Genomic DNA, 22,928 nt, shown 5'->3' on the forward strand with positions numbered 1-22,928 from the left:
GCTTGCGCCGAATACTGCCAGGAAGGGCACCTAGGCGATGTACATGAACGGTGGATAAAAGCCGATGTTGATCGCCGGGTATTGCTGGTAGTACTCCCTTGCGAAGCGCAATGGATGCAGCAGGCCGCCTTCCATCAGGAAGTCGCGCAGGAATACGCCGTTCATCGCGTGGCGCGATGCGTCGTACCACCAGAAGTCGCCGCCGGTGGGCGTGGTCCTGAAAAGCGCCAGCGTCATCGCCGCCAGTGCGACGATGGCTGGCGCATGGCCCAGCCCTGCCCCCTTCGCCCGGCTCATCGGGGCGTCACTTCGGTAAAGCGTTCGCCGCACACGCTTTCGACATGGAAGCGCGGGCGTTTCTTGGAGGACTCGAAGATCTTCGCCACGTACTCGCCGATGATGCCCAGGCTCAGCAGCTGCACGCCGCCCAGGAAGTACATAGGGATCACGGTCGATGCCCAGCCCGGCAGGGCGTTGTCGGTAAACAGCTTGGTGATGACGGCCCATGCGGCCATCACCAGGCTGATAACGGAAATGATCATGCCGATGCCGGTAATGAGCCGCAGCGGATAAGCCGAAAACGAGGTCACGCCCTGCCATGCCAGCGACAGCATCTTGGTCAGCGGGTATTTCGATTCGCCGGCAAAGCGCTCGGCCCGATCGAATTCGACGATGGCCCCCTTGTAGCCCAGCTGGGGCACCAGGCCGCGCAGGAACAGATGGGTTTCATCGTAGTCGCGCAGGCTTTCCACCGCGCGCCGGCTCATCAGCCGGTAGTCCGCATGGTTGTAGACGATCTGCACTCCCATCATGGCCAGGAACTTGTAATAGCTCTCGGCGCTGAAGCGCTTGAAGAAAGTGTCCTTGGTGCGCTTGCGACGTACGCCAAACACGATTTCGCTGCCTTCGCGGTAACGCTGGATCATCTGCGGAATGGCTTCGAGGTCGTCCTGGAGGTCGGCGTCCAGGCTGATCAGAATGTCGCCCGGCGCTGTCAGCAGGCCGCACAGCAGCGCATTCTGGTGGCCGCGGTTGCGGCTGAGCTTGATGCCGCAGATATCGGCATTCTGCTCGGCATAGTCATGGATCATTTCCCAGGTGCGGTCGCGGCTGCCGTCGTCGACGTAATAGATTGCGCTGCCCGCTGCGATCTCGCCGCTGGCCTGCAGCCGGGCCAGCATGGCCTGCAGGCGGGCAGTGGTTTCCGGCAGCACTTCCTGCTCGTTGTAGCAGGGAAGCACCAGGCTCAATACCGGCAGATGGGCTAGGTTTGTGGCTTTTTGAATGTCCATAATGCGTTCAATGTGTAATTCCAGATCAGTACGCCTGCGGTGGCCAGAATCTGTGCCGGCGCGGGATGCAGGCCGGCGGCGATCAGCAGGCTCAATAACAGGGAGTTGATGCCCAGCCCGAGCGCGGCGGTGACGGCAAAGCGCGGCAGGGTCGACGCATGCGAGCGCTCGCTGCGGAAGGTCAGCTTCGCATTGAGCAGATAATTGACGACGGCGCTGATGGCGAATCCGATGTTGGAAGCGGTCAGCGCCGGCAGGCCGGCCAGCGCCATCAGCAGCGCCATGATGGCGTACTGCAGGCCGGTGGCAAAGCCGCCCACGACGAGAAAGCTTGCCAGGCTGCGCAGGGAAACGTTGCCGGACCGGGGTGTTGTGTTCATCAGGAACCTTTCTGCGGACGTATCTTGAAGAGCATCACATTCTCTTTCTCATAGATAGCCGCAAAGCGGGCCGGATCGTCGTGGCTGAAATAATCCGGATTGATCAGCATCACAAGATCGAGGCGTTTCAACGGAATGTCGGGAAAGAGATAAGCCTTGCCTTTCTCTTCTGGCGGCATGCGGAAAGTCTGCGAAGTATCGACCGAGAACGGCGCCTTCGAGCCATAGTAATGCCGGGCCAGCGTCGCCGACTCCGACAGGTGGGCAATGATCTGCATGCGCGCCACATGGTTCGGATAATCGCTGAGGGGCAGCGGCGACACCAGGGCAAATGGAATGAGGATGACGGTGAGCAGTGCCAGGAAAGTGCCCGCAAGCGCCAGGTGCCGGGTATTGTGTATTCCTGCGGCCGCTTCCGGCAGGGTCTTGCATTTCTGAAGCATGATGAAACGGCTTTAACTTAATGTTTCATCATGGCATGACAGAAAAACAAGGGCTTGCGTGAAACAGACTTACGGGCATTAAGTTCCCGAAAATGCCAAAAATAGGGTTTGCCTCATGGCGACGATGCCCTGCGGCATCTGCCGCCTACTTCGCCTTGGTCAGGCGCAGCAGCGACAGCACCACCCAACCGAACACGGCGCTGAGCACCGCGGTTGCCTCCAGCCCGAGCCCGGCGGCCACGCCGACCGCCGATGTGAGCCAGATGCCGGCGGCAGTGGTGAGGCCCTTGATATGGCTTTCCTCGCGCAGCTTGATGATGGCGCCGGCGCCGAGAAAGCCGATGCCCGACGCCACGCCCTGCAGCACGCGCGACATGTCTTCCAGCGCCATGCCAGCCTGGGAAGGCACCAGCACGAACAGCGCCGAGCCAAGCGATACCAGCATATGGGTGCGCAGGCCGGCGGCGGCGCCAACCGATTCCCGCTCGTAACCCAGCAGGGCTCCCAGCGCCAGCGCCACCATCAGGCGCAGGCAGACGCGGGTGACATCGGACGCATCGCCTAGATCGGAAAATTCCTGCTGAACGGCAAGCCAGCTTTCAGTCCACCACATACTTTGTTCTCCTTGATTTGCAGGCCTTCCATGGTACGGCCGAGCAAAACTTAAGCGCATGCTCGCCAACAACGGCCGGGCCTTTTCCCGGCGATACCTGCGCCGGGCGACCGCCGTATTCCGATAAATGCATCGATGCGGGCTGAGCGCCGGCCATCCTCCGTTAGAATCGGCCCACGCCTTCACCTCACCTTCAGTCACATCATGCGCATTCTTCTCGTCGAGGACGATGAAATCCTGTCGGACGCCCTGTACCGTGCCCTGGTGCAGTCGGCCTATGCGGTCGACCTGGCCAGCAACGGCGACCAGGCCGACAAGGCCCTGTCCATCCATACCTATGACCTGGTGGTGCTGGATGTCGGCCTGCCCGGCATGAGCGGCTTCGAGATCCTGCGCCGGCTGCGCGCGCGCAAGTCGCGCGTGCCGGTGCTGCTGCTGACCGCGCTCGATGCGCTGGCCGACCGGGTGCGCGGCCTGGACCTGGGCGCCGACGACTACCTCACCAAGCCGTTCGACCTGCCCGAACTGGAAGCGCGGGTGCGCGCGCTGCTGCGGCGCGGCCATGGCAGCTCGGCGCCCGACCTGCACCATGGCCGGCTGCGGCTGGACACCTCCGGCCGCCGTCTCTATTACGACGACCAGCCGATCGAGCTGTCGGCGCGCGAGCTGGCGCTGTTCGAATTGCTGCTCATGCGCGAGGGCCGCGTGGTCAGCAAGGAGCACATGGTCAATCACCTCTACGGCTGGGGCGATGAAGTCGGGCCGAATGCGATGGAAGTCTATGTCTACCGGGTGCGCAAGAAGCTCGAACCCTACGGCTGCACCATACGCACCATACGCGGCATGGGCTATCTGATGGAACGCGACGATGCCGCTGAATAAGGGCAAGGCCACGCTGCGGCGCCAGCTGCTGGCATGGCTGCTCGGCCCGCTGCTGGGCCTGCTGCTGCTCGATACCCTGGTCACCTACTCCACCTCGCTGGGCTTTTCCAACCGCGCGCATGACCGCTCGCTGGAAGAGATGGCGCGCGAAGTGTTCCTGCATGTGCGCCCCGGCCCGGCCCAGCCCAGACTGGAAATCGCGCCGATGACGGAACGCATCCTGCGCGTGGATCAGGACGACCGCATCTATTACCGTGTTTCCACAAGCGACGGCCGGCTGGTCGGCGGCGACCCCGAACTGGCGCCGCCCACGGCCCGCGTGGTAACGGGCAAGCCGCTGTTCCATGACGATGTCCTGCATGGCGAGCCGGTGCGGGTGGTGTCGACGCTGATGACGGTCAACGAGGCGCAAGCGCCGACCGTGGTGCTGGTGCAGGTGGCCGAAACCCTGAACAAGCGCAACCGGCTGGCGCGCGACATCCTGGCCAGCGTGTTCCTGCCGCAGATCCTGCTGATCCTGTGCGCCGGCGTCGCAGTCTATTACGGCGTGCGGCGCGGCCTCTTGCCGCTGGAGCGGCTCAAGCGCGCCGTGTCCGACCGTTCCCACCTGGACCTGAGCCCGATCGAGGCGGTGGGCGTGCCGGGCGAGGTGATGCCGCTGGTGGAGGAAGTCAACGACCTGCTGCTTCGGCTAGGCAAGACGCTGGACTTCCAGAACCGCTTCATCGCCGATGCGGCGCACCAGCTGCGTACGCCCGTGGCCGGCATCAAGGCCCAGATCGAACTGGCGCTGCGCGAGAACGACAAGGCCAGACTGCGGCATTCGGTGGCCCAGCTTTATCTCAGCGCCGACCGGCTTTCGCGCCTGGTCGGCCAGCTGCTGTCGCTGGCGCGCAATGAGCCGGGCGCGGTGGAACGCATCGAGCTGCATGCGCTGGACATGAATGCGCTGGCGCTGGAAGTGACGATGGAATGGGTGCCGGAAGCGCTGCGGCGCAATGTGGACCTTGGCTTCGAAGGCCCGGAGACGCCGGTCTTCATCGATGGCGACGGCCACCGGCTGCGCGAGCTGATCAACAACCTGATCGACAATGCGGTGCGCTACAGCCAGGATGCGGGGCGCGTCACGGTCCGGGTGGTGGCGGGCGAACGGCGCATGCTGTCCATCAGCGACGACGGCCCGCGCATTCCCGTTGAGGAACGGGAACGCATCTTCCAGCGCTTTCATCGGCTGCTCGGCACCAACATGGATGGCAGCGGCCTGGGGCTGGCCATCGTCAGCGAGATCGCGGCCCTGCACAAGGCGTCGATCACGCTGGAGGAAGACCTGGACGGCGTGGGCAATACCTTCACCGTGTTCTTTCCGGCCCCGGAACAGGCGGCGCTGGATGCCAATGCAGCGCTGGCCGGACAGGGCACGGCCTCCGCCGCGCACAGGCTGTAAGGCTGGCGTAAGGAAACTGAAAGGCTGGCGTAAGGCGGCAGACAGGAAGGCGAAAGACTCCTTCTCTATCCTTGCGGGCAGGGGAAATCACCTTCCGGTTCCCCTGTCCATTCCAAGGAGACCCGCGTGACCATGCTGACCTCGCCAGAATTCTGGCTTGCCTTATCCCAGATCATTTTGATCAACATCGTACTTTCCGGCGACAATGCGGTCGTCATTGCGCTGGCCTCGCGGTCCCTGCCTCCTCAACAACAGAAAATGGCCATTCTGGCCGGCAGCGTCGGCGCCATCGTGCTGCGTATCGTGCTGACCTTCTTCGCGGTGTATCTGCTGTCCCTGCCCTACCTGAAGCTGGCCGGCGCGGCCCTGCTGCTGTGGATCGGCATAGGCCTGCTCAAGGGCGAGGACGGCGACGAGGACCTGGAAGGCCATTCCAACCTGGCCGCCGCCATCAAGACCATCATCGTCGCCGACCTGGTGATGAGCCTGGACAACGTGATCGGCGTGGCTGCCGCCGCCAAGGGCAACATCGTGCTGCTGGTGGTCGGCCTGGCCGTGAGCATTCCGCTGATCATCTATGGCAGCACGCTGATCCTGAAGGTCATGACGCGCTTCCCCATCATCATCACCTTCGGCGCCGCCCTGCTGGGCTGGGTCGCCGGCGAGATGGCCTTCTCCGACCCCAGCATCCATACCTGGGCGGAAAGCCACCACAACCTGCACCTGATCCCGCCCGTACTGTGCGCGCTGCTGGTAGTGGCGGTAGGCAAGTGGATGCAGAGCCGCAATGCCGGCGCCCGCGTGGAACACGCTGGCTGAGCGGCAGGCCGCGCCATGAAAAAAGTGCTCGTTCCTGTCACCGTGCATACCAGCCCGGAGCAGATGCGGCATGCGGTGGAGGAAGCCATCGCGATCTTCCGCAAGGAAGACGGGGTGCAGATCCATCTGCTGAGCGTGCAGCTGCCGGTGTCGCGCCATGTAGCGGACTGCTTTGCGCCGGGCGAGATGCAGGCGCTGCATGCGCAGGCCGCCAGGGAAGACCTGGCGCCGGCCCGCGCCGCCTTTGCCGCGGCGAACGTGCCCTTTCTCAGCCATACGGAGACCGGGCGCAGCGCCGAAACCATTGCTTCCTTCGCCCGGGAAGTCCGCTGCGACCGCATCCTGATGGGCGAGGCAGCCCAGACCGGCATGGCCAACAAGCTGTTCGGCAACCTGGCCAGCCAGGTCCAGCACCTGCTGGGCCTGGCCAGCGAATGCCGGGTGATCGGCTGCTGAAGCGCCCCGCTCTTTTTTCCGTCGTGATGCGATGCCCGCCCTTGCAAGAGGGTGGGCATTGTTTTTTGGCGGGTGGCAAGCGGCGGGGTGATTGCAGGTTCTTTGCCTGAGGGGCGGTGGACTGGCTCGCTTGGGGAGTTGGTGGTGCTTGCGCCATGGCCTACGGGCGCGGCTTGTTTCCGGGGGCGGCTTGCATCGAAGAGGATTGGTCCTGCAGCGATTGATCGGTGCAATGCTCCTTCGGAATATCGCACCCTACGGCCGGATGCGTGGATCGGCGTGAAATGGACGCGGAGCGTTCAGGTGATCGTGCCAAGTTGCCAGGGCACGAATTCATTCTGCCCGTAGCCATGCAGTTCGCTCTTGGTCGCCGTGCCGGAAGCGACTTCCAGCATCAGCGCAAACAGTCGCTGCCCGACGGTGTCCACGCTTTCGGCGCCATCGATGATGCCGCCGCAGTTGAGGTCGATGTCGTCCTGCTGCCGCTGCCACAGGGCGGTATTGGTCGACAGCTTCAGCGAAGGCGCCGGCGCGCAGCCATAGGCCGAACCGCGTCCGGTGGTGAAGCAGATCAGGTTGGCGCCGCCCGCCACCTGGCCGGTGGCCGACACCGGGTCGTAGCCCGGCGTATCCATGAAGACCAGGCCGTGGGCCGTCACCGGCTGCGCATATTCGACAACGTTGACCAGATTACTGGTGCCGCCCTTGGCCACCGCGCCCAGCGACTTTTCCAGGATGGTGGTGAGGCCGCCGGCCTTGTTGCCAGCCGAGGGATTGTTGTTCAGGTCGGCGCCGGTGCGCGCGCAGTGCGCCTCCCACCAGCGTATGCGCGCCATCAGCTTTTCAGCCACCGCCGGCTGCGCCGCCCTGCGCGTGAGCAAATGCTCGGCGCCATAGATCTCCGGCGTCTCCGACAGGATCGCGGTGCCGCCATGCTGCACCAGCAGGTCCACCGCGCGGCCCAGTGCCGGATTGGCGGTGATGCCGGAATAGCCGTCCGAGCCGCCGCACTGCAGACCCACCATCAGATGGCTGGCCGGCACCGGCTGGCGCGTCGCCTGGTTGGCCTCGGGCAGCAAGGCCTTCACTTGCTCGATGCCGGCGGCCACCGTGCGCGCGGTGCCGCCGCTTTCCTGGATCACCAGCGTGCGCAGCCGGGCGCCGCCCTGCAGTTCCTGCGACGCCAGCAGGCCATCGATCTGGTTGGTCTCGCAGCCCAAGCCGACGATCAGCACCGCGGCGAAGTTGGGATGGCGCGCATAGCCGCCCAGCGTGCGGCGCAGCAGCGCCAGGCCTTCGCCGCCGGCATCGACCGCGCAGCCAAGGCCATGGGTCAGCGCGACCACGCCGTCGACATGCGGAAAGCCGGCCAGCGCTTCCGGACGGATGTCGCGCCGGAAGTGGTCTGCAATGGCGCGCGCCGCGGTGGCCGAGCAGTTTACCGAGGTCAGGATGCCGATGTAGTTGCGGGTGGCCACGCGCCCGTCCGGCCGCACGATGCCCATGAAGGAGGCCGGCTGCGCGGCCGGCGCCATGTCCCTGGCATCGACGCCGACCTCGTGCGCCCGGCTGAAGCCGCCCATGGCCAAGTTGTGCACATGGACGTGCTCGCCCGGCTCGATCGCCTTGGAGGCAAAGCCGATGATCTGGCCATAGCGCCGCACCGGCGCGCCCTCCTCGATGCGGCGCACCGCCAGCTTGTGCCCGGCCGGGATCAGGCCGCGCACGATCAGCTGCTCGCTGGCGACGCGCATGCCCGATACCAGCTGCTGGCGGGCGATGACGACATCGTCCTGCGGATGAAGGCGGATCACGGGTTCGGTCGTTGCGGCGTTGCTGCGGCCGGTGTGGTCCGGTGTGGTTATGTGCAGGCTCACGGTGGCGTTTCCTGAATTGAATGCGGGATGAATACGGTTGTGGCCTGGCTACGCCGGCGCTAGCGTACGGCCGGCGCAGCCTTGGCGCCGAGCGCGAAGGCGGCATGCCGGCGCCGCTTTCATGTTCTTGCGCAATGAAGGTAACTGCTTGCTAGCGCGTGCCGCCGCCGAGCAGGCCGCGCGCGGCGAGATGGCGCATCAGCGAGCGCACGCCGAAGTCCCACGGCGCGACATGGTCGCTGCGGTTGACGCGGTTGACCAGGGTGCCCAGCTTGTCGCTGGAAATGGTCACCATGTCGCCCAGCTTGTGGGTGAAGCCGCCGCCGGGCGCATCGCGGTCTTCGATCGGCGCGAACAGGGTGCCGAGGAACAGCACCAGGCCGTCCGGATACTGGTGGGTGGCGCCGATGGCCTGCGCCACCAGGTCCAGCGGGTCGCGGGTGATCTGGTCCATGGAACTGCTGCCGCGCAGCACGAAGCCTTCGGGGCCGTCGACCCGCAGGTCGAGCTTGGCGCGACGCACGTCGTCGATGCCGAAGGTGTCGTCGAACAGGCGCAGGAAGGGACCGAGCGCGCAGGAAGCGTTGTTGTCCTTGGCCTTGCTGAGCAGGAGCGCGCTGCGGCCCTCGAAGTCGCGCAGGTTGACGTCATTACCCAGCATCGCGCCCAGTACCCGTCCGCGGCTGTCGACCGACAGCACCACTTCGGGCTCGGGGTTGTTCCATGCCGACTCCGGATGCAGGCCGATTTCGACGCCGGTGCCCACCGCCGACAGCAGCGGCGCCTTGGTGAAGATCTCGGCGTCCGGCCCGATGCCGACTTCCAGGTATTGCGACCACATGCCCTTGTCCACCAGCAGCGCCTTGAGTCCGGCGGCCTCGGCCGAGCCGGGGCGGATCTCGGCCAGGCTGTCGCCCACCAGCGCCTGCACCTCGCGCCGCACCTCGGCCGCGCCCTGCGGGTCGCCCTTGGCCTGTTCCTCGATCACCCGCTCCAGCAGGCTGGTGGCGAAGGTGACGCCGGCGGCCTTGATCACCTGCAGGTCGCAGGGCGCCAGCAGGTGCGGCAGCGCCGGGTTGCGCGTGGCGGCGGCGGTATTGTCGAGGATGGCCTGAAACGCGCCGACATGGCGGCCGGCGGCGGCGCGCACCGCGGCGGCCGGATCGTCCAGTTCCACCAGATCGCTGATGGTGGCGGCGAGGTCGGAGATGTCATGCAGGCCGTCGGCGCGCAGCACAACGACCGCCGGGCCGGCCGGCAGGCCATGAGCTGCGGGCAGCCAGGCGCGGCCGACCAGGGTGCCGGCCAGCCCATCCCTGGGCAGGGTGGCGGAAAGATAGTCTGAAAATGCAGGGGTCATGCTGTCTCCTTCTCAATGGGCTGCGCCGTCCTGCCGGTCGCTCGTTCGCGGCGCCTTGTTACGCGTCTTATGGCCCATTAATGTAAAAGGCGGCGCGATAAACATCCAATCAAAGATTTAGTAGAATCGATTCCATTTCGTTATCGGTCCACCCATGAGCAAGGAAGACACCGGCGCGCTGGCGCTCTCCACCGTCTGCGCCCGGCTGCGCTTCCGGCAACTGCAGCTTCTCGACATCCTGGGCCGTACCCGCAACCTGCGCATGACGGCCGAGCAGATGCACATGACACAGCCGGCCGCGACCAAGATCCTCGGCGATATCGAAGCCATGCTGGGCGCAGCGCTGTTTCAGCGGCTGCCGCGCGAAATGCGGCCCACTGATCTCGGCACGGTGGCATTGCGCTATGCCAGCGCCGCGCTGAGCGACCTGAACCGCTTCGTCGGCGACTTCGGCGCGCTGCGCGACGGCGGCCATGGCCACCTGACCGTGGGCGCCACCTCCGCGTCCGCCGCGCAACTGCTGGTCACCTGCATCCGCGAAGTGCGGGAGAAGCGGCCGATGCTGATGATCCGCATCGTCGAGCAGAGCAGCGACCAGCTCGCGGTCTGGCTGGAAGAGAAAAAGATCGACATCATGCTGGGCCGGTTGATGGAAGCCCGGGACCGTGCGCTGTTCGACTTCGAACCCCTGTCCGGGGAAGCGGTGTGGATCGTCTCCGGGCCGGCGCATCCGTTGCTGGCGCGCCCGCAACTGTCGCTGGCCGAACTGGCCGACTGGCCCTGGATTCTTTATCCGCAGGCCACGGCGATACGCCAGCTGTTCGAGGAATGCTTTGCCGACCTCCGCATGCAGGCGCCGCCCGGCATGGTGGAAACACCGTCGATTTTCTCCACGCTGGAACTGCTGCAGGCTACCGACATGCTGTCGCTGCAGCCGCGGGTCGCGGTGGAAAAATATATCGCCAAAGGCATGCTGTGCCGCATCCCGGTTCCGGTGGCGCGCAGCATGGCCAGCTATGGCATCGTGACGCGCAAGAACGACACGCTGTCGCAACCGGCGCGCGAGTTCATCGATGTGCTGCGCAAGGTGGCCAAGCAGCTGCCCGGGGACGCGGATGCGCCGGACCAAAACGGTTAAGCCGCTCAGCCAGCCGGGCCCGCCGGCCCCATCAGCTGCGACAGCGCCTCCTCCGGCGTGGCATACAGCGCCGGATCGGCATCATGGGCGCGCAGCGCCTGGCCGAAGTAGCTGCGCATGAAGGTGCTGGTGGTGTAGCGGGTGACCCGGCTGTAGAAGCGCTCGGTCAGGTCGCGCACCATGGCGATGTAGTCGTCCATCAGCTCCGGCGCGATGGCGAAGTTGTCGTAGTTGACGATGGCGGGCACCTTGCGTTTCAGCGGCGCCAGGCATTGCGCGACGCTGATGCGGATTTCGTCGATGTCGGCCATGGTGCGGATCTCCACGCCCTCGAAATTGATGAAGAAGATGTTGCGCTGGGCGTCGAAGCGCAGCCGCTGCGGCAGCGGCAGGAACAGGATGTCGTCGCGCAGGCCCATGGCGGCCGGCCGGAAGATGCGCGCATCCATGGTCTTGAGATTGGCGCTGACCGCGGGTCGAAAGCGCATCTGCCCGATCACGTCGCGCTCCAGGTCGATGCCGGGCGCGATCTCGATCACTTCCAGGCCGTCCGCCGTCAGCTGGAACACGCAGCGCTCGGTGATGTAGAGCACCGGCTGGCCGCGTTCGCCCGCATGCGCGCCGCTGAAGGTGCGGTGCTCCACTTCCTCGACGAACTTGCAGGCCGTGCCCTCCCGCACCACCCGCAGCGCGCCGTTGCCGATCTCCACCTGCAGGTCGCCGGCGGTGAAGGTGCCCACGAACACCACCTTTTTCGCGTTCTGGCTGATGTTGATGAAGCCGCCGGCCCCGGCCAAGCGCGGGCCGAACTTGCTGACGTTGAGGTTGCCTTGGCGGTCGGCCTGCGCCAGGCCGAGGAAAGCGACATCCAGGCCGCCGCCGTCATAGAAGTCGAACTGGGAAGGCTGGTCGATGATGGCGTCGGGATTGGTGGCGGCGCCGAAGTTCAGGCCGCCGGCCGGGATGCCGCCGATCACGCCCGGCTCGGCGGTCAGGGTCACCAGGTCGAGTATCTTTTCTTCCGCCGCCACGCTGGCCACGCCCTCCGGCATCCCTATGCCCAGGTTGACCACGCTGTTGGGCTTCAACTCCATCACCGCGCGCCGGGCAATGATCTTGCGCTCGTTGAAGGCCATGGGCGGCAGGCTCGACACCGGCACCCGCAGTTCGCCGGCAAAGGCCGCGCTGTAGGGCTCGGCGAAGGTCTGCATGTGGTATTCCGGCTTTTCCGCCAGCACCACGCAGTCGACCAGCACGCCCGGCACCCTGACCTGGCGCGGATTGAGGCTGCCGCTTTCGGCGATGCGCTCGACCTGCGCGATCACGATGCCGCCGGAATTGTGCGCCGCCATCGCAATGGCCAGCGCTTCCAGCGTCAGCGCCTCGCGTTCCATCGTGATGTTGCCGTTGGCGTCGGCGGTGGTGCCGCGGATGATGCCGACGTTGATGGGCATGGCCTTGTAGAACAGGTATTCGCGGCCGCCTATGGTCATCAGTTCGACCAGGTCTTCGGTGGTGGCGGCATTGACCTTGCCGCCGCCGTGGCGCGGGTCGACGAAGGTGCCCAGGCCCACTGCGCTGATCACGCCCGGCTTGCCGGCAGCAATGTCGCGGAACAGATGGCTGATGATGCCCTGCGGCAGGTTGTAGGCTTCCACCCGGTTTTCCATCGCCAGCTTCTGCAGCCGGGGCACCAGGCCCCAGTGGCCGCCGATGACCCGCCTGACCAGACCTTCATGGCCCAGATGGTTCAGGCCGCGTTCGCGGCCATCGCCCTGCCCGGCCGCGTAGATCAGCGTCAGGTCGCGCGGCTGCCCGGCGCCTTCCTGACCCGGCACCACGCCCAGGAAGCGCTGCTCCAGCGCCACCGCGATGTTTTCCGGGAAGCCGATGCCAACGAAGCCGCCGGTGGCCACGGTGTCGCCATCGTGGATCAGCCGCACCGCTTCGGCGGCCGAGACGATCTTGTTGCGGTGGGAGCGGCGCGCGCTGGCGGCATGCTGGTCCAGGCTGGCTGCCTGGGTGGGAAGCTGTGACATGGCGGAGTCTCCGTGGGGTTTTGCAGATTATGCAATAAACCTCGCTGGACTCGGCATGGGAGTCGTTGCTGCCGTCCATCGCTGAAACAATACTGCCAAGTTGGCTGGCACTACAGGAAATCCAGGTCAAGCAAAGACTGTTCTGCCCACCACATGTCTGCGGCAGCTTCCGGTGCAAGAAGCGAGGAGGCAACACTATTCATTTGATGTACCGGCCACCTGGTGTCTGGAATGGCTTGCTCCAGCGCGGGAGGGTTGTCGCAGGAAGGCCTGTCCAGGCCCAGCAAGGCCCATGATGACCAACCGATGGCAGGGCTTGCTTCCGGTACACGCTGGACGGAAACGCTGTCGATGAGATATACCGGCCGCGTAGTAGCCGGCGCGACTTGCTCCGGCGCGGGAAAGAAGATGAAGGGGGTCGCACTGGTGGGCAACAATTGGGACACGGTCGTCGCGGGAATGGCGGCAGCCATGCCAGCCGCTGCGGGTGCTACCGCTCCAGGGGCGGCAAGGGCTTGTTCCACATGTTCACCTACCTCCTGATCATATGGCCGGCAAGACGGCGTATTGAAATCGGGCAGGGGCTGCGGTGTTGGCTCCATGGCCGGGCTTGCTTTCAATGCATGCTGCATGGGAGGGCTGCCGATTCGATTTGCCTCAGTCTCGGCGGCCGATGTCCTGCGCATGGCATCAAGGCGCTCCTGGTATGACAAGCTGCTCTCCGCAACACCTGCACGATTGATCGTTTTAAGCTCCCTGAAAACCCCTAATTCTTTGAGGGAACCGTAGGAAGTCGCCAATATGGGGTCGGCCAAACGCGCTTTCCTGTTGCTTTTCCATACGGAGGTGGCCAGGTCGATGAATTGGATGGACGTGCCCTCTCCAAACAATGCATTTTTCATCTGGCGGCGCATCGTGGCGCGGTCGGCTTGGACTCGCCCCGACCCATCTATGGTTTTACATGCTGCCGCGATGCGGGATAGGCCTTCGCAAAAAATCCTGCTTGAGGACCAGAATCCCGGTGACGGCTTGCGAAGCGTCGCATGCGTGGTCAGTATCTTCAAGCACTCCACGAAATTGAGGAACGTCGCACCCCAACTTGAGTGTGGAATTCAGAAATAGCCGGATATGCATGTTTGCCACCTGGTCGTTCGCACTAAGGCCGCGTTCGGCCATATCCAGCATGGATAAACCGGCAACCGCGACCTTGGCGCCCGATGATGCCTGGGGTGCCTGGGGTGCCTGGGGTGCCTGCAGCAAGCCTGGGCACGGTACGGGCAAGGTGGAAAATGTGCAGGGAACAGGCGCCTCCCTTTCGCTTCGTGGAGCGTTTATGGCGGTCGGCATGTCATCGTCGGTATGTATCCGCTTAGGCAAAGGTTGCCCGCCCCGCACCCGGTACGCCGCGCTGGCCATCTCAGGCGAGCCGCCATGTGGCGAGGGATTACCGAGCGCAGCATCATATGAACGCTTGGCCGGCGTGCAGGGCGCACTGGATGCTCGCTCTGGCGCAAGCGCCGTCAGGGAAATTGCTGGTACAGGCGCGCCTGGCCGAGAGCGCAGCAAGGGGCTGCCTTGTGCCTGGCTGGCAGACTCGGTCGATATACGGCAATTATTTTCCGTATGCAAAGGTAGGGAGGAAATGATGTCCATCTTCAAGCAGGAAGTGGCGGGAAAGAAAAGGCAATTGCCGCGGGTTGCGCCTTCGTCTGGGAACCTGGCGATCCCTACAGGTGCGGGCGGTCTGGGTAACGGGATATACAACCTTGTTTCGTCTAACCTTTTCGCTTACCGGAAAAGGCCGAAACCAATTAACAAACCTTGGTGCAGATCAACGATGTGACTGTCACAGGCTGCAAAACGGGATCATTATTTACCGCTCTTGCAGGCCTGCCGCCAATCGGGGACCAGAGCCATCCAACCTGCCACTCTGCCTCACTGGCACGACGCGCGGCATCGAACTCGGTGTTTAACCGAAGATGATTGTCCCCAGCGTCATGCACTTCTCCCTTCACCCGTTCAAGCCTTGTACGACAGCCATACCTGCCGCTCCGGCAACCAGCCAGCACCAGCACGCCATCGCGCGCCGCGCCTACCGCAACAACAGTGTTCCGGCTGCCGAGGCGGTGTGGCTGATCCACAAAGGCGAAACAGTCGCCACCGACAGCTTCGCCAACACCAGCTTTCCGAGCAATCGCGCAACGGCCCTGGCCTCAAAGGTCGTTCGTGCCTTCCTTCTCTTCCCCGAACTCCAGCGCCGCCGCGCCCAGCAGCGCCTGCGCCGCATCGCCCGGCAGCGCTTCCACCGACTTCAGCTTGCGCGACATCTGCCGGCTGCGCACTTCGGCCTGCTCGATGTTGCGCGCCGCCCGTTCCAGCGTCAGCTTGGTGGTGGCCAGCACGTCGCCGAACTTGCCGAACTCGGTCTTGACCGCACCCAGCACCTGCCACACCTCGGACGAGCGCTTCTCCAGCGCCAGCGAGCGGAAACCCATCTGCAGACTGTTGAGCAGCGCGCACAGCGTGGACGGACCGGCGATGGTGATGCGGCAGGTGCGCTGGATCTCATCGGCCAGGCCGGGCCGGCGCATCACTTCGGCATACAGGCCTTCGGTGGGCAGGAACAGGATGCCGAAGTCGGTGGTCAGCGGCGGCGAGATGTATTTCTCGCAGATGGTGCGGGCTTCGCCGCGCAGCACCCGCTCCAGGTCGCGCACCGCCAGCGCCACCGCATCGGCGTCGGCGCGGTCGGCGGCGTCGACCATGCGCTCGTACTGCTCCTTCGGGAACTTGGCGTCGATCGGCATCCAGACCGGCGCCCCGCCGTCGCTGGCGCCCGGCAGCCGGATCGCGAACTCGACCCGCTCGCCGCTGCCGGGCACGGTCTCGACGTTCTTAGCATACTGGTCGGCTGTCAGCATCTGCTCCAGCAGCATGCCCAGCTGCACCTCGCCCCAGGTGCCGCGCGTCTTCACATTGGTCAGCACCCGCTTCAGGTCGCCCACGCCAATGGCCAGCTGCTGCATCTCGCCCAGGCCCTGGTGCACCTTGTCGAGCCGGTCCGACACCAGCTTGAACGACTCGCCCAGCCGGTGCTCCAGCGTCGCATGCAGCTTTTCATCGACGGTGCGGCGCATCTCTTCGAGCCGGGCGCCGTTGTCGCTCTGCAGGTCGCGGATCTTGGCTTCCAGCGTGCCGCGGATCTCGGCCATGCGCTGCGCATTCGACTCGGTCAGCGTGGCCAGGGTCTGGTTCAGGGTGTCGCCGAAGCGCTTCAATGCGCCGGCCTGTTCCTCGCGGCCGGCCTTGGCCTGCAGCGAGATCGCATTGCGCATCGCCTCGAGCTGCTGCGCATTGGCCTCGGTCAGCTTGGCCAGCTGCTGGGCGAAGGCATCGATCTGGCCGGTCTGCAGCGAAGCCATGCCGGTCACCTGGGCGCCGATGGTGCGCTGGAACTCGGCCAGCAGGCCGGACAATTCCTGGCGCGTGCCCTGGGCGCTGGTCTGCACCTGGCTGCGCAGTTCGCGCTCGGTGCGCTCGCTGGTCTTTTCCAGCGCGTCGAACAGTTCATCGGTGGCGGCGTCAGTGCCGGACTGGCCGCCGCGCCGCGTCAGCAGCACGGCCTGCAGGGCGATCATCACCAGCCCGAGGCCGAGCAGTACGAAAAATTCAGTATTGGACATGGGTTCAGCCGTGGCGGTTGCGCATCCAGTCGGCGGTCTGGAAGAAGGAAGTCATCAGCCGTTCCTGCAGCGCCTGCGGCATGTCGAGCTCGTGCATGGCCTGCGCCATGCAGCGCAGCCAGTCGTCACGCTCCTTGGAGGCAATCGAGAACGGCAGATGGCGTGCACGCAGGCGCGGGTGGCCGAAACGCTCGATGAAGTGGTTCGGGCCGCCGCTCCAGCCGCACAGGAACCAGAACAGCTTGTCGCGCGAGCCATCCAGCGAGGGCGGATGCATCGCGCGCAGGTCGGCGAACCTGGGCTCCAGGTCCATCAGGTCATAGAAACGGTCGACCAGTTCGCGCAGGCGGGCTTCGCCGCCGATGATCTCGAACAGGGTCGGGGAATTGTCTTGGTCTTCAGGGGTCGTCATGGGCGCCAATGATAACGCACGGCTGCCGCCGTCAGGCCTCGCGCAGCGTGCGCATCGGCGGATGGCGCAGCACGTCGCGCAGCCCCACCCAGCCGCCGATGAAGGCGCAGGCGGCGCCGACGGCGATGCCGGCCAGCCAGACCATGATGCTTACGCGCCATTCAAACTTGAACACCTGCTCGGCCAGCACCCAGCCGGTGGCCGCCGCGCCGGTGGCGGCCAGCAGGCCGGCCAGGCCGCCGACCAGCGCGAATTCGATCCACTGCGCGCTCGACAGCTGGCGCCGGGTGGCGCCCAGCGCACGCAGCAGCCCGGCTTCGCGGATGCGCTCGTCCTGGGAGCCGACCAGCGCCGCATACAGCACCAGCACGCCCGAGGCCAGCGTGAACAGGAACAGGAATTCCACCGCCCGCACCACCTGGTCGATCACGCCCTGGATCTGGCGCACCACGCTGCCGATATCGACCACGGTCAGGTTGGGAAAGTCGCGCACGATCTGGTTGACCAGACCGGCCTTTTCCGGCGGCAGCCGGAAGGCGGTGATATAGGTCTGCGGCATGCCGCTCATCAGGGAAGGATTCAGGATCACGAAGAAATTGACCCGCATCGAACCCCATTCCAGCTTGCGCAGGCTGGTGACCGGCGCTTCCACCACCTGGCCGCCAATGTCGAAGCGCAGCCGGTCGCCCAGCTTCAGGTTCAGGGTCTTGGCCAGGCCCTGCTCCACCGATGCCTCCGGCTTGCGGTCGTCCAGCCACTTGCCGGCTGCCACCTGGTTCTGCGGCGGCATCTCGGTCATGGTGGACAGATTGAATTCCCGGTCGACCAGGCGCTTGGCGCGGTCTTCGATGAAGGTCTCGCCCGTCACCGGCGTGTCGTTGATCTGCACCAGCCGGCCGCGAATCATCGGATACAGCAGCGGCTGCTCGACGCCGTTGGCAGACAGCATCCTGGCCAGCGGCTCGCGCTGTTCAGGCAGGATGTTCAGCGCGAACTGGTTGGGCGCGTCCGCCGGCGTCGCCTGCTGCCAGGCCTGCACCAGGTCGCCGCGCACGACGGTCAGCAGCAGCAGCGCCATCAGCCCGAGCGACAGCGCCACCACCTGCACCACCGTGGCGCCGGGACGCCGCTGCAGCGCCGTCACCGCGAAACGCCAGCCGGGATGGTCGAAGGCAGTGCGCAGCAGCCGCAGCGACTTCAGGGCCAGCCAACCGACCAGCGCAAACAGCGCGAAGCCGCCGAGGAAGCCGCCGGCCGTCAGCGCGCCCAGCTTCAGGTCGCCCGACTGCCACAGCAGGAGCGCCACGAAGCTCGCCAGGCCCAGGCCGTAGGTGGCCAGCGTCATCGGCTGCGGCGGCGCCTGCTCACGCCGGATCACCCGGTTGTGCGGCACGTTGCGCAGTTGCAGCACGGGCGCGAGCGCAAAGCCGAGCAGCAGCAGCATGCCGGTCGCCAGGCCCTGCACGGCCGGCAGCAGGCCCGGCGCCGGCAGGTCGGCGGCCACCAGGCTGCCTAGCCAGGCCAGCAGCGCGAAATGCGCGCCAAAGCCCACCAGAACGCCCAGCGCGCTGCCCGCCAGCCCGACCAGCAGGAATTCGATCAGGTACATCTGCGTCACCTGCCCCTGCGTCAGACCGAGGCAGCGCAGCATGGCGCAGGCATCCAGGTGGCGCAGCATGAAGCGGCGCGCCGCCATCGCGATCGCCACCGCGGCCAGCATGGCCGAGAGCAGCCCCACCAGCGCCAGGAACTGTTCGGCCCGGTCCAGCGTGGCGCGCATTTCCGGCCGGCCCGACTCCAGCGATTCGATATGCACGCCCTTGACGCCGGCGCTGGCAATACGCTGCTCGACCCACTTCTGGAATGCCTTGACCTGGAGCGGCTCGCCGGCCAGCAGCAGGCGGTAGGTCACCCGCGAGCCATACTGGATCAGGCCGGTGGAAGCGAGATCGGACTGGGCCAGCATCACGCGCGGCGCAAAATTCATGAAGGCCGCGCCACGGTCGGGCTCGACCGAGATCAGCTGCGCGATCCGGAAGCTGCGCTCGCCCAGGCGCAGTTGGCTGCCCACCTGGACCTTGTGCGCCAGCAGCAGGTTCTCGTCTACCCAGACCGTGCCCGGCGCCGGCGTCTCTCGCGTCGGCCGGTCGGCATTGCCTTCCTTTAGCTTGACGCTGCCGCGCAGCGGATAGCCGGGCGTGACCGCCTTGACCGAGGCCAGTTGGGTGAAGGCCGCGTCGCCGCTGCCGCTGCTGGCCATGCTGGGAAACACCGTGGTCTGCGCCATGCGCAGCCCGTGCTTGCCGGCCTCGGCAAGCCACTCGGGCTCGATTGGCTGGTCGGCCCGGACCAGCAGGTCGGCGCCCAGCAGCTGGTTGGCATCGCGCGCCAGCGCGCTGCGCATGCGGTCGACGAAAAAGCCCACCGAGGACAGCGCCGCCACGGCGACCACCAGGGCAATCAGGAGGAAGCGAAGCTCGCCGGCGCGCCAGTCGCGCCGGGTCATGCGAAGGGCTTGGAGGAACATCAGGTGCTGAACTTTCGGAAGAGCCAGCGCATGCCGCGCCAGAGTTTGGGCAGGAGCCAGATGGTCAGCACCAGGAAGAGCGCCAGCAGCACGAACCAGAGCCACGGATGGAAGAAGGCGGCCCACAGGCCGGTGGCCACCACCGCTTCCTCGGAAAACGAGGCGGCCCAGTTGCTGAACGGCTCCGGCGAGGTATTGATCAGCGCGCGGCTGCCGGCCTTGGTGAAATGCGCGCTGGCGGCCAGCGTGCCGCCCAGCAGCGCCGCGATGGTGGTCCAGGCCGGGTCCATCTGGCCCAGCGCCGCCACGCTCAGGATCGCGCCGGCGGGTATCCGGATGAAGGTCTGGATGGCGTCCCAGGCAGAATCCACGCCGGGTATCTTGTCGGCCAGGAATTCCACCGCCAGCAGCACGCCGGTCACGCCCAGCACCCAGGGCGATTCGAGCACCTGCAGCGCCGAAGGCAGTTCCAGCCAGCCGGCGCGCGCCATGGCGCCGGCCATGAACAGGGTCATGTACAGTCGCAGTCCGCTGGCCCACGACAGGCCGCCGGCCAGCGCGGTGGCGGACAGGGTCTCAACCATGGTCGCTCTCCTTCAGACGATGGAAACAGCCTACCCGATTCCACCGCGGCGCGACGGCCGGCGGCGAAGGGGTTGCGGTTTGGTCAAGCCCAGATGCGGACATGCTGCGCTATCTCAAGCGGTGGCGAACCAGTCGTCGACCGCGCGCAAGTAGGCCGCCTTGGTGTCGTCATCCAGGAAGGCCGCGGCAAAGCTGTTGCGCGCCAGCCGCCAGGCATGATCGCGGGTCAGCGGCAGCGACTCGAACAGCGCGACGTAGTTGTCATTCACATAGCCGCCGAAATAGGCCGGGTCGTCGGAATTGACGGTGGCCGCGATGCCGGCGTCGAGCAGCTCCAGGATGTTGTGGTCGTGGATCTTGTCGAACACCCGCAGTTTGACGTTGGACAGCGGGCAGACCGTCAGCGCAATCTGCTCGCGCGCCAGGCGCGCCGTCAGCGCCGGGTCTTCCAGGCAGCGCACGCCATGGTCGATGCGCTCGACATGCAGCACGTCCAGCGCGGTGTAGATGTATTCCGGCGGCCCTTCCTCGCCGGCATGTGCCACCAGCCGCAGGCCCAGTTCGCGGCAGCGCGCGAAAATGCGGGCGAACTTCTCCGGCGGATTGCCGCGCTCGGAAGAATCCAGCCCGACGCCGATGAACTTGTCGCGATGCGGCAGCGCCTCTTCCAGCGTGGCGAAGGCGGCCTCTTCCGACAGATGGCGCAGGAAGCACAGGATCAGCGAGGCGGTCATGCCCCACTGCTTTCTTGCGTCCGTCAGCGCGCGATGTATGCCGCTGATGACCACCGGGAAGCCGATGCCGCGCTCGGTATGGGTCTGCGGATCGAAGAAGATTTCGGTGTGCAGCACATTGTCGGCATGCGCCCGTTCCAGATAGGCCCAGGTCATGTCATAAAAGTCACGCTCGGTCTGCAGCACGCTGGCGCCGGCGTAATAGATGTCGAGAAAGGACTGCAGGTCGGTGAAGGCATAGGCGCGCCGCAGGTCGTCCACCGAGGCATAGGGCAGCGTAACGCCATTGCGCTCGGCCAGTTCAAAGATGAGTTCGGGTTCCAGCGAGCCTTCGATATGCATGTGCAGTTCGGCCTTGGGCATGCCCCGTACCAGGTCAGTCAATGCTTCAGTCATGTGATCTCCATCGGTTAACAAGCGACATGGTAAGCGCTGTGCCGGCAACTCTGCAAAACAGCCCGCGCAACCGCCGCGCAGCGCTTCATTGACAACCTGAAAACAGATTCGTTAGCAGTTCGAAAACACCCTTATGCGTACACGCATCGAAACGCGGAAAGCGCGCAACAGCCGGTCCGTGTGGTTGATTTCGGTCAAGCATTTCCCGGAGGATCTACTTAAGATTCCCGCTGTGACCTCTGGCAGCGATCTTGGCTAACAGCGGCTCACCAACACTCTCCTTATCCAGCTCACCCAGTTCACGGACTCTGACATGCATACCTCGCGGGACACGGACCAGGCAATCAGCACCCTCATCGAAGCCGCGGGCATGCACACCGCGCGCGAACAGTATCTTTACCGCCAGTCCCTGCTGGCACTGGTCAGGCTGGCCAAGGCGGAACAGATGAACGAAGTGCGGGCCAACGTCGGCATGCTGATCGGTACGCCCGCATACGCCGCGCCCTGAACGCCTGCCGCCGGGCCGGCGGCAGGCAAATTCAACAAACCATGCCGCCGGCTCAGTTCCACCGCCCTGAAATGCCGCCCATGCTGTAGCGGCCGGCGCCCAGCAGCGCCACTGCCAGCGCGCTAAAGAAGTAGAAACCCTGCAGTTCGAGCGCCCAGCCGCCCGTCTTGCCCATCGTGAAGAACTGCGCGCCATGCGCCAGCGCCACCGCCACGATCATGTTGATGGCGACAATCACGGCCCCCAGCCGCGCCCAGATGCCGAACAGGATCATCAGCGGCGCAATCACTTCGCCCACATACACCAGAAAGGCCAGCCCGGATGGCAGCCCGGCCTTGGCCAGCATGCCCATGATCGGGTCGACCCCGGTGATGAGCTTGGAAACGCCATGGAACAGGATCAGGATGGCCAGCGTGGCGCGCAGCACCAGCTTGCCGAGGTCGTCATTGGTTTGCATCGTCATCCTTCCGTAAAGAGGCCTGGACCGGCCGTCAAGGGTTTCGGGGTATTGAAACGGAGCACAACTGGAGCCTGCAGTGGCGCGCCGGCCACCGCGTCCCACCGCGCCCTGCATTGCATCGAACTATATGGCAGCGTGCGTATCTTAACTCGTGTACGAATCATCAACATTTGGAGAGCGCAATGCAGACACCGATTAAGCACATGCCGGCAGAAGCCGATGTAGGGAGCGGCGAGAAAGGCCCTGGAGAACGGGAGACCGATGAAATGATCAAGCAGGTGGGCGACAAGGTGGAAGAAACACGCCGCCAGTCGGACAAGCAGAAAGACCAGCCTGCATCGGCAGGCTAGCAGGATGACCGGAAGCGCGGCCGGACGGCTTGCCGGCCGCGCATTCCTGGTTTAGCGTGCCGGGCCGCCGGCGCCAGGCGCGGCACGCGGATGGTCGCCATGCATACCGCGGTGATGCGCCGGGCCACCGTGATGGTGGCCCTTGCCGCCGTGCATGCGGCCATGTTCGCCACGCATATCGCCACGCATATCGCCACGCATATCGCCGCGCATATCGCCCGGCATGTCGCCGCGCATGCGGGGCTGCATGGCCGGCGTCGTGGACGAAGCCTGCCCGCTGCGCAGCGCCTCGGCGCGCCGCTCAACCTCCGCGACCTTGGCCGGATCGGTGCTTTCCCTGATGGTGCTCTCCGGCGCCTGCGCCAGCGCGGCCCCGGTCGCAAACAGCATGGGCAATACCATCAATGTGATTTTCCGCATTTTCATGATGACCTCTCCTGATGTTAGGTAGGATTGGGTAGCAAAAATAGCAATTAGTTCCAGCAACAGGAACCACGGGCGACCTCGGCTTGAGGGCCATTGCACGCCGC

Annotated in this window: 23 protein-coding genes; 7 read left to right on the forward strand and 16 right to left on the reverse strand. The window is 65.3% G+C overall.

The window, feature by feature from the left end:
- Window positions 1–30: 30 nt before the first annotated feature.
- The 5 genes from ABC383_RS07315 to ABC383_RS07335 form a co-directional block, all read right to left on the reverse strand.
- Entirely contained in the window at window positions 31–297 is a 267-nt protein-coding gene (locus ABC383_RS07315; RefSeq protein WP_413012728.1) for a hypothetical protein, read from the reverse strand.
- Window positions 294–1,292 (reverse strand): glycosyltransferase family 2 protein, encoded by a 999-nt coding sequence (locus tag ABC383_RS07320; protein ID WP_413012730.1) that lies wholly within the window; start codon window positions 1,290–1,292, stop codon window positions 294–296. Before ABC383_RS07320 ends, ABC383_RS07315 begins: the two co-directional genes overlap by 4 nt.
- Entirely contained in the window at window positions 1,265–1,672 is a 408-nt protein-coding gene (locus tag ABC383_RS07325; RefSeq protein ID WP_413012732.1) for a GtrA family protein, read from the reverse strand. The genes ABC383_RS07320 and ABC383_RS07325 overlap by 28 nt, the downstream gene beginning before the upstream one ends.
- The gene (locus tag ABC383_RS07330) at window positions 1,672–2,115 is read right to left on the reverse strand and encodes a hypothetical protein (protein ID WP_413012734.1); all 444 of its coding nucleotides are present in this window, start codon (window positions 2,113–2,115) and stop codon (window positions 1,672–1,674) included. Before ABC383_RS07330 ends, ABC383_RS07325 begins: the two co-directional genes overlap by 1 nt.
- 145 nt (window positions 2,116–2,260) lie before the next feature.
- Window positions 2,261–2,728 (reverse strand): MgtC/SapB family protein, encoded by a 468-nt coding sequence (locus ABC383_RS07335; RefSeq protein ID WP_413012736.1) that lies wholly within the window; start codon window positions 2,726–2,728, stop codon window positions 2,261–2,263.
- 204 nt (window positions 2,729–2,932) lie between these two features.
- Between ABC383_RS07335 and ABC383_RS07340 the strand changes: the two genes are divergently transcribed.
- From ABC383_RS07340 to ABC383_RS07355, 4 genes are all read left to right on the forward strand, one after another.
- Window positions 2,933–3,610, forward strand: coding sequence for a response regulator transcription factor (locus tag ABC383_RS07340; RefSeq protein WP_194715188.1), 678 nt, complete (start codon window positions 2,933–2,935; stop codon window positions 3,608–3,610).
- Window positions 3,597–5,054, forward strand: coding sequence for a sensor histidine kinase (locus ABC383_RS07345; protein WP_413012738.1), 1,458 nt, complete (start codon window positions 3,597–3,599; stop codon window positions 5,052–5,054). The genes ABC383_RS07340 and ABC383_RS07345 overlap by 14 nt, the downstream gene beginning before the upstream one ends.
- Before the next feature lie 126 nt (window positions 5,055–5,180).
- Window positions 5,181–5,873, forward strand: coding sequence for a TerC family protein (locus ABC383_RS07350; RefSeq protein WP_413012740.1), 693 nt, complete (start codon window positions 5,181–5,183; stop codon window positions 5,871–5,873).
- Between the two features lie 15 nt (window positions 5,874–5,888).
- Window positions 5,889–6,329, forward strand: a complete 441-nt coding sequence (locus tag ABC383_RS07355) for a universal stress protein (protein ID WP_413012741.1) — start codon at window positions 5,889–5,891, stop codon at window positions 6,327–6,329.
- 299 nt (window positions 6,330–6,628) lie between these two features.
- Here the strand turns inward: ABC383_RS07355 and ABC383_RS07360 are convergent, their stop codons facing one another.
- Both ABC383_RS07360 and ABC383_RS07365 read right to left on the reverse strand, forming a co-directional pair.
- Window positions 6,629–8,200, reverse strand: a complete 1,572-nt coding sequence (locus ABC383_RS07360) for a UxaA family hydrolase (RefSeq protein ID WP_413016262.1) — start codon at window positions 8,198–8,200, stop codon at window positions 6,629–6,631.
- A gap of 157 nt (window positions 8,201–8,357) precedes the next feature.
- On the reverse strand, window positions 8,358–9,566 hold the full coding sequence (locus ABC383_RS07365; protein WP_413012743.1) for a fumarylacetoacetate hydrolase family protein: 1,209 nt from the start codon (window positions 9,564–9,566) through the stop codon (window positions 8,358–8,360).
- A 154-nt stretch (window positions 9,567–9,720) separates the two neighbouring features.
- Here ABC383_RS07365 and ABC383_RS07370 point away from each other — a divergent pair, with 154 nt between their 5' ends.
- Entirely contained in the window at window positions 9,721–10,704 is a 984-nt protein-coding gene (locus tag ABC383_RS07370; RefSeq protein WP_413012745.1) for a LysR family transcriptional regulator, read from the forward strand.
- A gap of 5 nt (window positions 10,705–10,709) precedes the next feature.
- Here ABC383_RS07370 and ABC383_RS07375 read toward each other — a convergent pair whose 3' ends face one another.
- From ABC383_RS07375 to ABC383_RS07405, 7 genes are all read right to left on the reverse strand, one after another.
- Window positions 10,710–12,743 (reverse strand): acyl CoA:acetate/3-ketoacid CoA transferase, encoded by a 2,034-nt coding sequence (locus ABC383_RS07375; protein WP_413012747.1) that lies wholly within the window; start codon window positions 12,741–12,743, stop codon window positions 10,710–10,712.
- A gap of 110 nt (window positions 12,744–12,853) precedes the next feature.
- Entirely contained in the window at window positions 12,854–13,807 is a 954-nt protein-coding gene (locus tag ABC383_RS07380; protein ID WP_413012749.1) for a hypothetical protein, read from the reverse strand.
- 1,149 nt (window positions 13,808–14,956) lie between these two features.
- Window positions 14,957–16,426, reverse strand: coding sequence for a DNA recombination protein RmuC (locus tag ABC383_RS07385; RefSeq protein WP_413012751.1), 1,470 nt, complete (start codon window positions 16,424–16,426; stop codon window positions 14,957–14,959).
- Window positions 16,427–16,430: 4 nt separating this feature from the next.
- Entirely contained in the window at window positions 16,431–16,838 is a 408-nt protein-coding gene (locus ABC383_RS07390; RefSeq protein WP_413012753.1) for a group II truncated hemoglobin, read from the reverse strand.
- A 31-nt stretch (window positions 16,839–16,869) separates the two neighbouring features.
- Window positions 16,870–19,365 carry an ABC transporter permease gene (locus tag ABC383_RS07395; RefSeq protein WP_413012755.1) on the reverse strand — a complete coding sequence of 832 codons (2,496 nt, stop codon included), beginning with the start codon at window positions 19,363–19,365 and terminating at the stop codon, window positions 16,870–16,872.
- Window positions 19,365–19,949 carry a DUF4126 domain-containing protein gene (locus tag ABC383_RS07400; protein WP_413012757.1) on the reverse strand — a complete coding sequence of 195 codons (585 nt, stop codon included), beginning with the start codon at window positions 19,947–19,949 and terminating at the stop codon, window positions 19,365–19,367. Before ABC383_RS07400 ends, ABC383_RS07395 begins: the two co-directional genes overlap by 1 nt.
- A 114-nt stretch (window positions 19,950–20,063) precedes the next feature.
- On the reverse strand, window positions 20,064–21,080 hold the full coding sequence (locus ABC383_RS07405; protein WP_413012759.1) for an adenosine deaminase: 1,017 nt from the start codon (window positions 21,078–21,080) through the stop codon (window positions 20,064–20,066).
- A gap of 313 nt (window positions 21,081–21,393) precedes the next feature.
- Between ABC383_RS07405 and ABC383_RS07410 the strand changes: the two genes are divergently transcribed.
- Entirely contained in the window at window positions 21,394–21,588 is a 195-nt protein-coding gene (locus ABC383_RS07410) for a hypothetical protein (protein WP_413012761.1), read from the forward strand.
- A 52-nt stretch (window positions 21,589–21,640) separates the two neighbouring features.
- Here ABC383_RS07410 and ABC383_RS07415 read toward each other — a convergent pair whose 3' ends face one another.
- Complete coding sequence (locus ABC383_RS07415) at window positions 21,641–22,045, reverse strand: DoxX family protein (protein WP_413012763.1); 405 nt, start codon at window positions 22,043–22,045, stop codon at window positions 21,641–21,643.
- A 185-nt stretch (window positions 22,046–22,230) separates the two neighbouring features.
- Here ABC383_RS07415 and ABC383_RS07420 point away from each other — a divergent pair, with 185 nt between their 5' ends.
- Window positions 22,231–22,398 carry a hypothetical protein gene (locus ABC383_RS07420; protein WP_413012765.1) on the forward strand — a complete coding sequence of 56 codons (168 nt, stop codon included), beginning with the start codon at window positions 22,231–22,233 and terminating at the stop codon, window positions 22,396–22,398.
- A gap of 51 nt (window positions 22,399–22,449) precedes the next feature.
- On the opposite strand, the gene ABC383_RS07425 is transcribed toward ABC383_RS07420, so the two are convergent.
- Window positions 22,450–22,824: a hypothetical protein gene (locus ABC383_RS07425; protein WP_413012766.1), complete on the reverse strand. Its 375-nt coding sequence runs from the start codon at window positions 22,822–22,824 to the stop codon at window positions 22,450–22,452.
- Window positions 22,825–22,928 lie beyond the last annotated feature (104 nt).

It is taken from the genome of Noviherbaspirillum phoenicis, assembly GCF_047237965.1.
Taxonomy (GTDB): domain Bacteria; phylum Pseudomonadota; class Gammaproteobacteria; order Burkholderiales; family Burkholderiaceae_D; genus Noviherbaspirillum_A.

Excerpts from the sequence above, each read along its gene's own strand:
- ABC383_RS07315 (WP_413012728.1), bottom strand. The coding sequence starts at position 297 with ATGAGCCGGGCGAAGGGGGCAGGGCTGGGCCATGCGCCAGCCATCGTC.
- ABC383_RS07320 (WP_413012730.1), bottom strand. The coding sequence starts at position 1,292 with ATGGACATTCAAAAAGCCACAAACCTAGCCCATCTGCCGGTATTGAGC.
- ABC383_RS07325 (WP_413012732.1), bottom strand. The coding sequence starts at position 1,672 with ATGAACACAACACCCCGGTCCGGCAACGTTTCCCTGCGCAGCCTGGCA.
- ABC383_RS07330 (WP_413012734.1), bottom strand. The coding sequence starts at position 2,115 with ATGCTTCAGAAATGCAAGACCCTGCCGGAAGCGGCCGCAGGAATACAC.
- ABC383_RS07335 (WP_413012736.1), bottom strand. The coding sequence starts at position 2,728 with ATGTGGTGGACTGAAAGCTGGCTTGCCGTTCAGCAGGAATTTTCCGAT.
- ABC383_RS07340 (WP_194715188.1), top strand. The coding sequence starts at position 2,933 with ATGCGCATTCTTCTCGTCGAGGACGATGAAATCCTGTCGGACGCCCTG.
- ABC383_RS07345 (WP_413012738.1), top strand. The coding sequence starts at position 3,597 with ATGCCGCTGAATAAGGGCAAGGCCACGCTGCGGCGCCAGCTGCTGGCA.
- ABC383_RS07355 (WP_413012741.1), top strand. The coding sequence starts at position 5,889 with ATGAAAAAAGTGCTCGTTCCTGTCACCGTGCATACCAGCCCGGAGCAG.
- ABC383_RS07365 (WP_413012743.1), bottom strand. The coding sequence starts at position 9,566 with ATGACCCCTGCATTTTCAGACTATCTTTCCGCCACCCTGCCCAGGGAT.
- ABC383_RS07370 (WP_413012745.1), top strand. The coding sequence starts at position 9,721 with ATGAGCAAGGAAGACACCGGCGCGCTGGCGCTCTCCACCGTCTGCGCC.
- ABC383_RS07375 (WP_413012747.1), bottom strand. The coding sequence starts at position 12,743 with ATGTCACAGCTTCCCACCCAGGCAGCCAGCCTGGACCAGCATGCCGCC.
- ABC383_RS07385 (WP_413012751.1), bottom strand. The coding sequence starts at position 16,426 with ATGTCCAATACTGAATTTTTCGTACTGCTCGGCCTCGGGCTGGTGATG.
- ABC383_RS07390 (WP_413012753.1), bottom strand. The coding sequence starts at position 16,838 with ATGACGACCCCTGAAGACCAAGACAATTCCCCGACCCTGTTCGAGATC.
- ABC383_RS07395 (WP_413012755.1), bottom strand. The coding sequence starts at position 19,365 with ATGTTCCTCCAAGCCCTTCGCATGACCCGGCGCGACTGGCGCGCCGGC.
- ABC383_RS07400 (WP_413012757.1), bottom strand. The coding sequence starts at position 19,949 with ATGGTTGAGACCCTGTCCGCCACCGCGCTGGCCGGCGGCCTGTCGTGG.
- ABC383_RS07405 (WP_413012759.1), bottom strand. The coding sequence starts at position 21,080 with ATGACTGAAGCATTGACTGACCTGGTACGGGGCATGCCCAAGGCCGAA.
- ABC383_RS07410 (WP_413012761.1), top strand. The coding sequence starts at position 21,394 with ATGCATACCTCGCGGGACACGGACCAGGCAATCAGCACCCTCATCGAA.
- ABC383_RS07415 (WP_413012763.1), bottom strand. The coding sequence starts at position 22,045 with ATGCAAACCAATGACGACCTCGGCAAGCTGGTGCTGCGCGCCACGCTG.
- ABC383_RS07420 (WP_413012765.1), top strand. The coding sequence starts at position 22,231 with ATGCAGACACCGATTAAGCACATGCCGGCAGAAGCCGATGTAGGGAGC.
- ABC383_RS07425 (WP_413012766.1), bottom strand. The coding sequence starts at position 22,824 with ATGAAAATGCGGAAAATCACATTGATGGTATTGCCCATGCTGTTTGCG.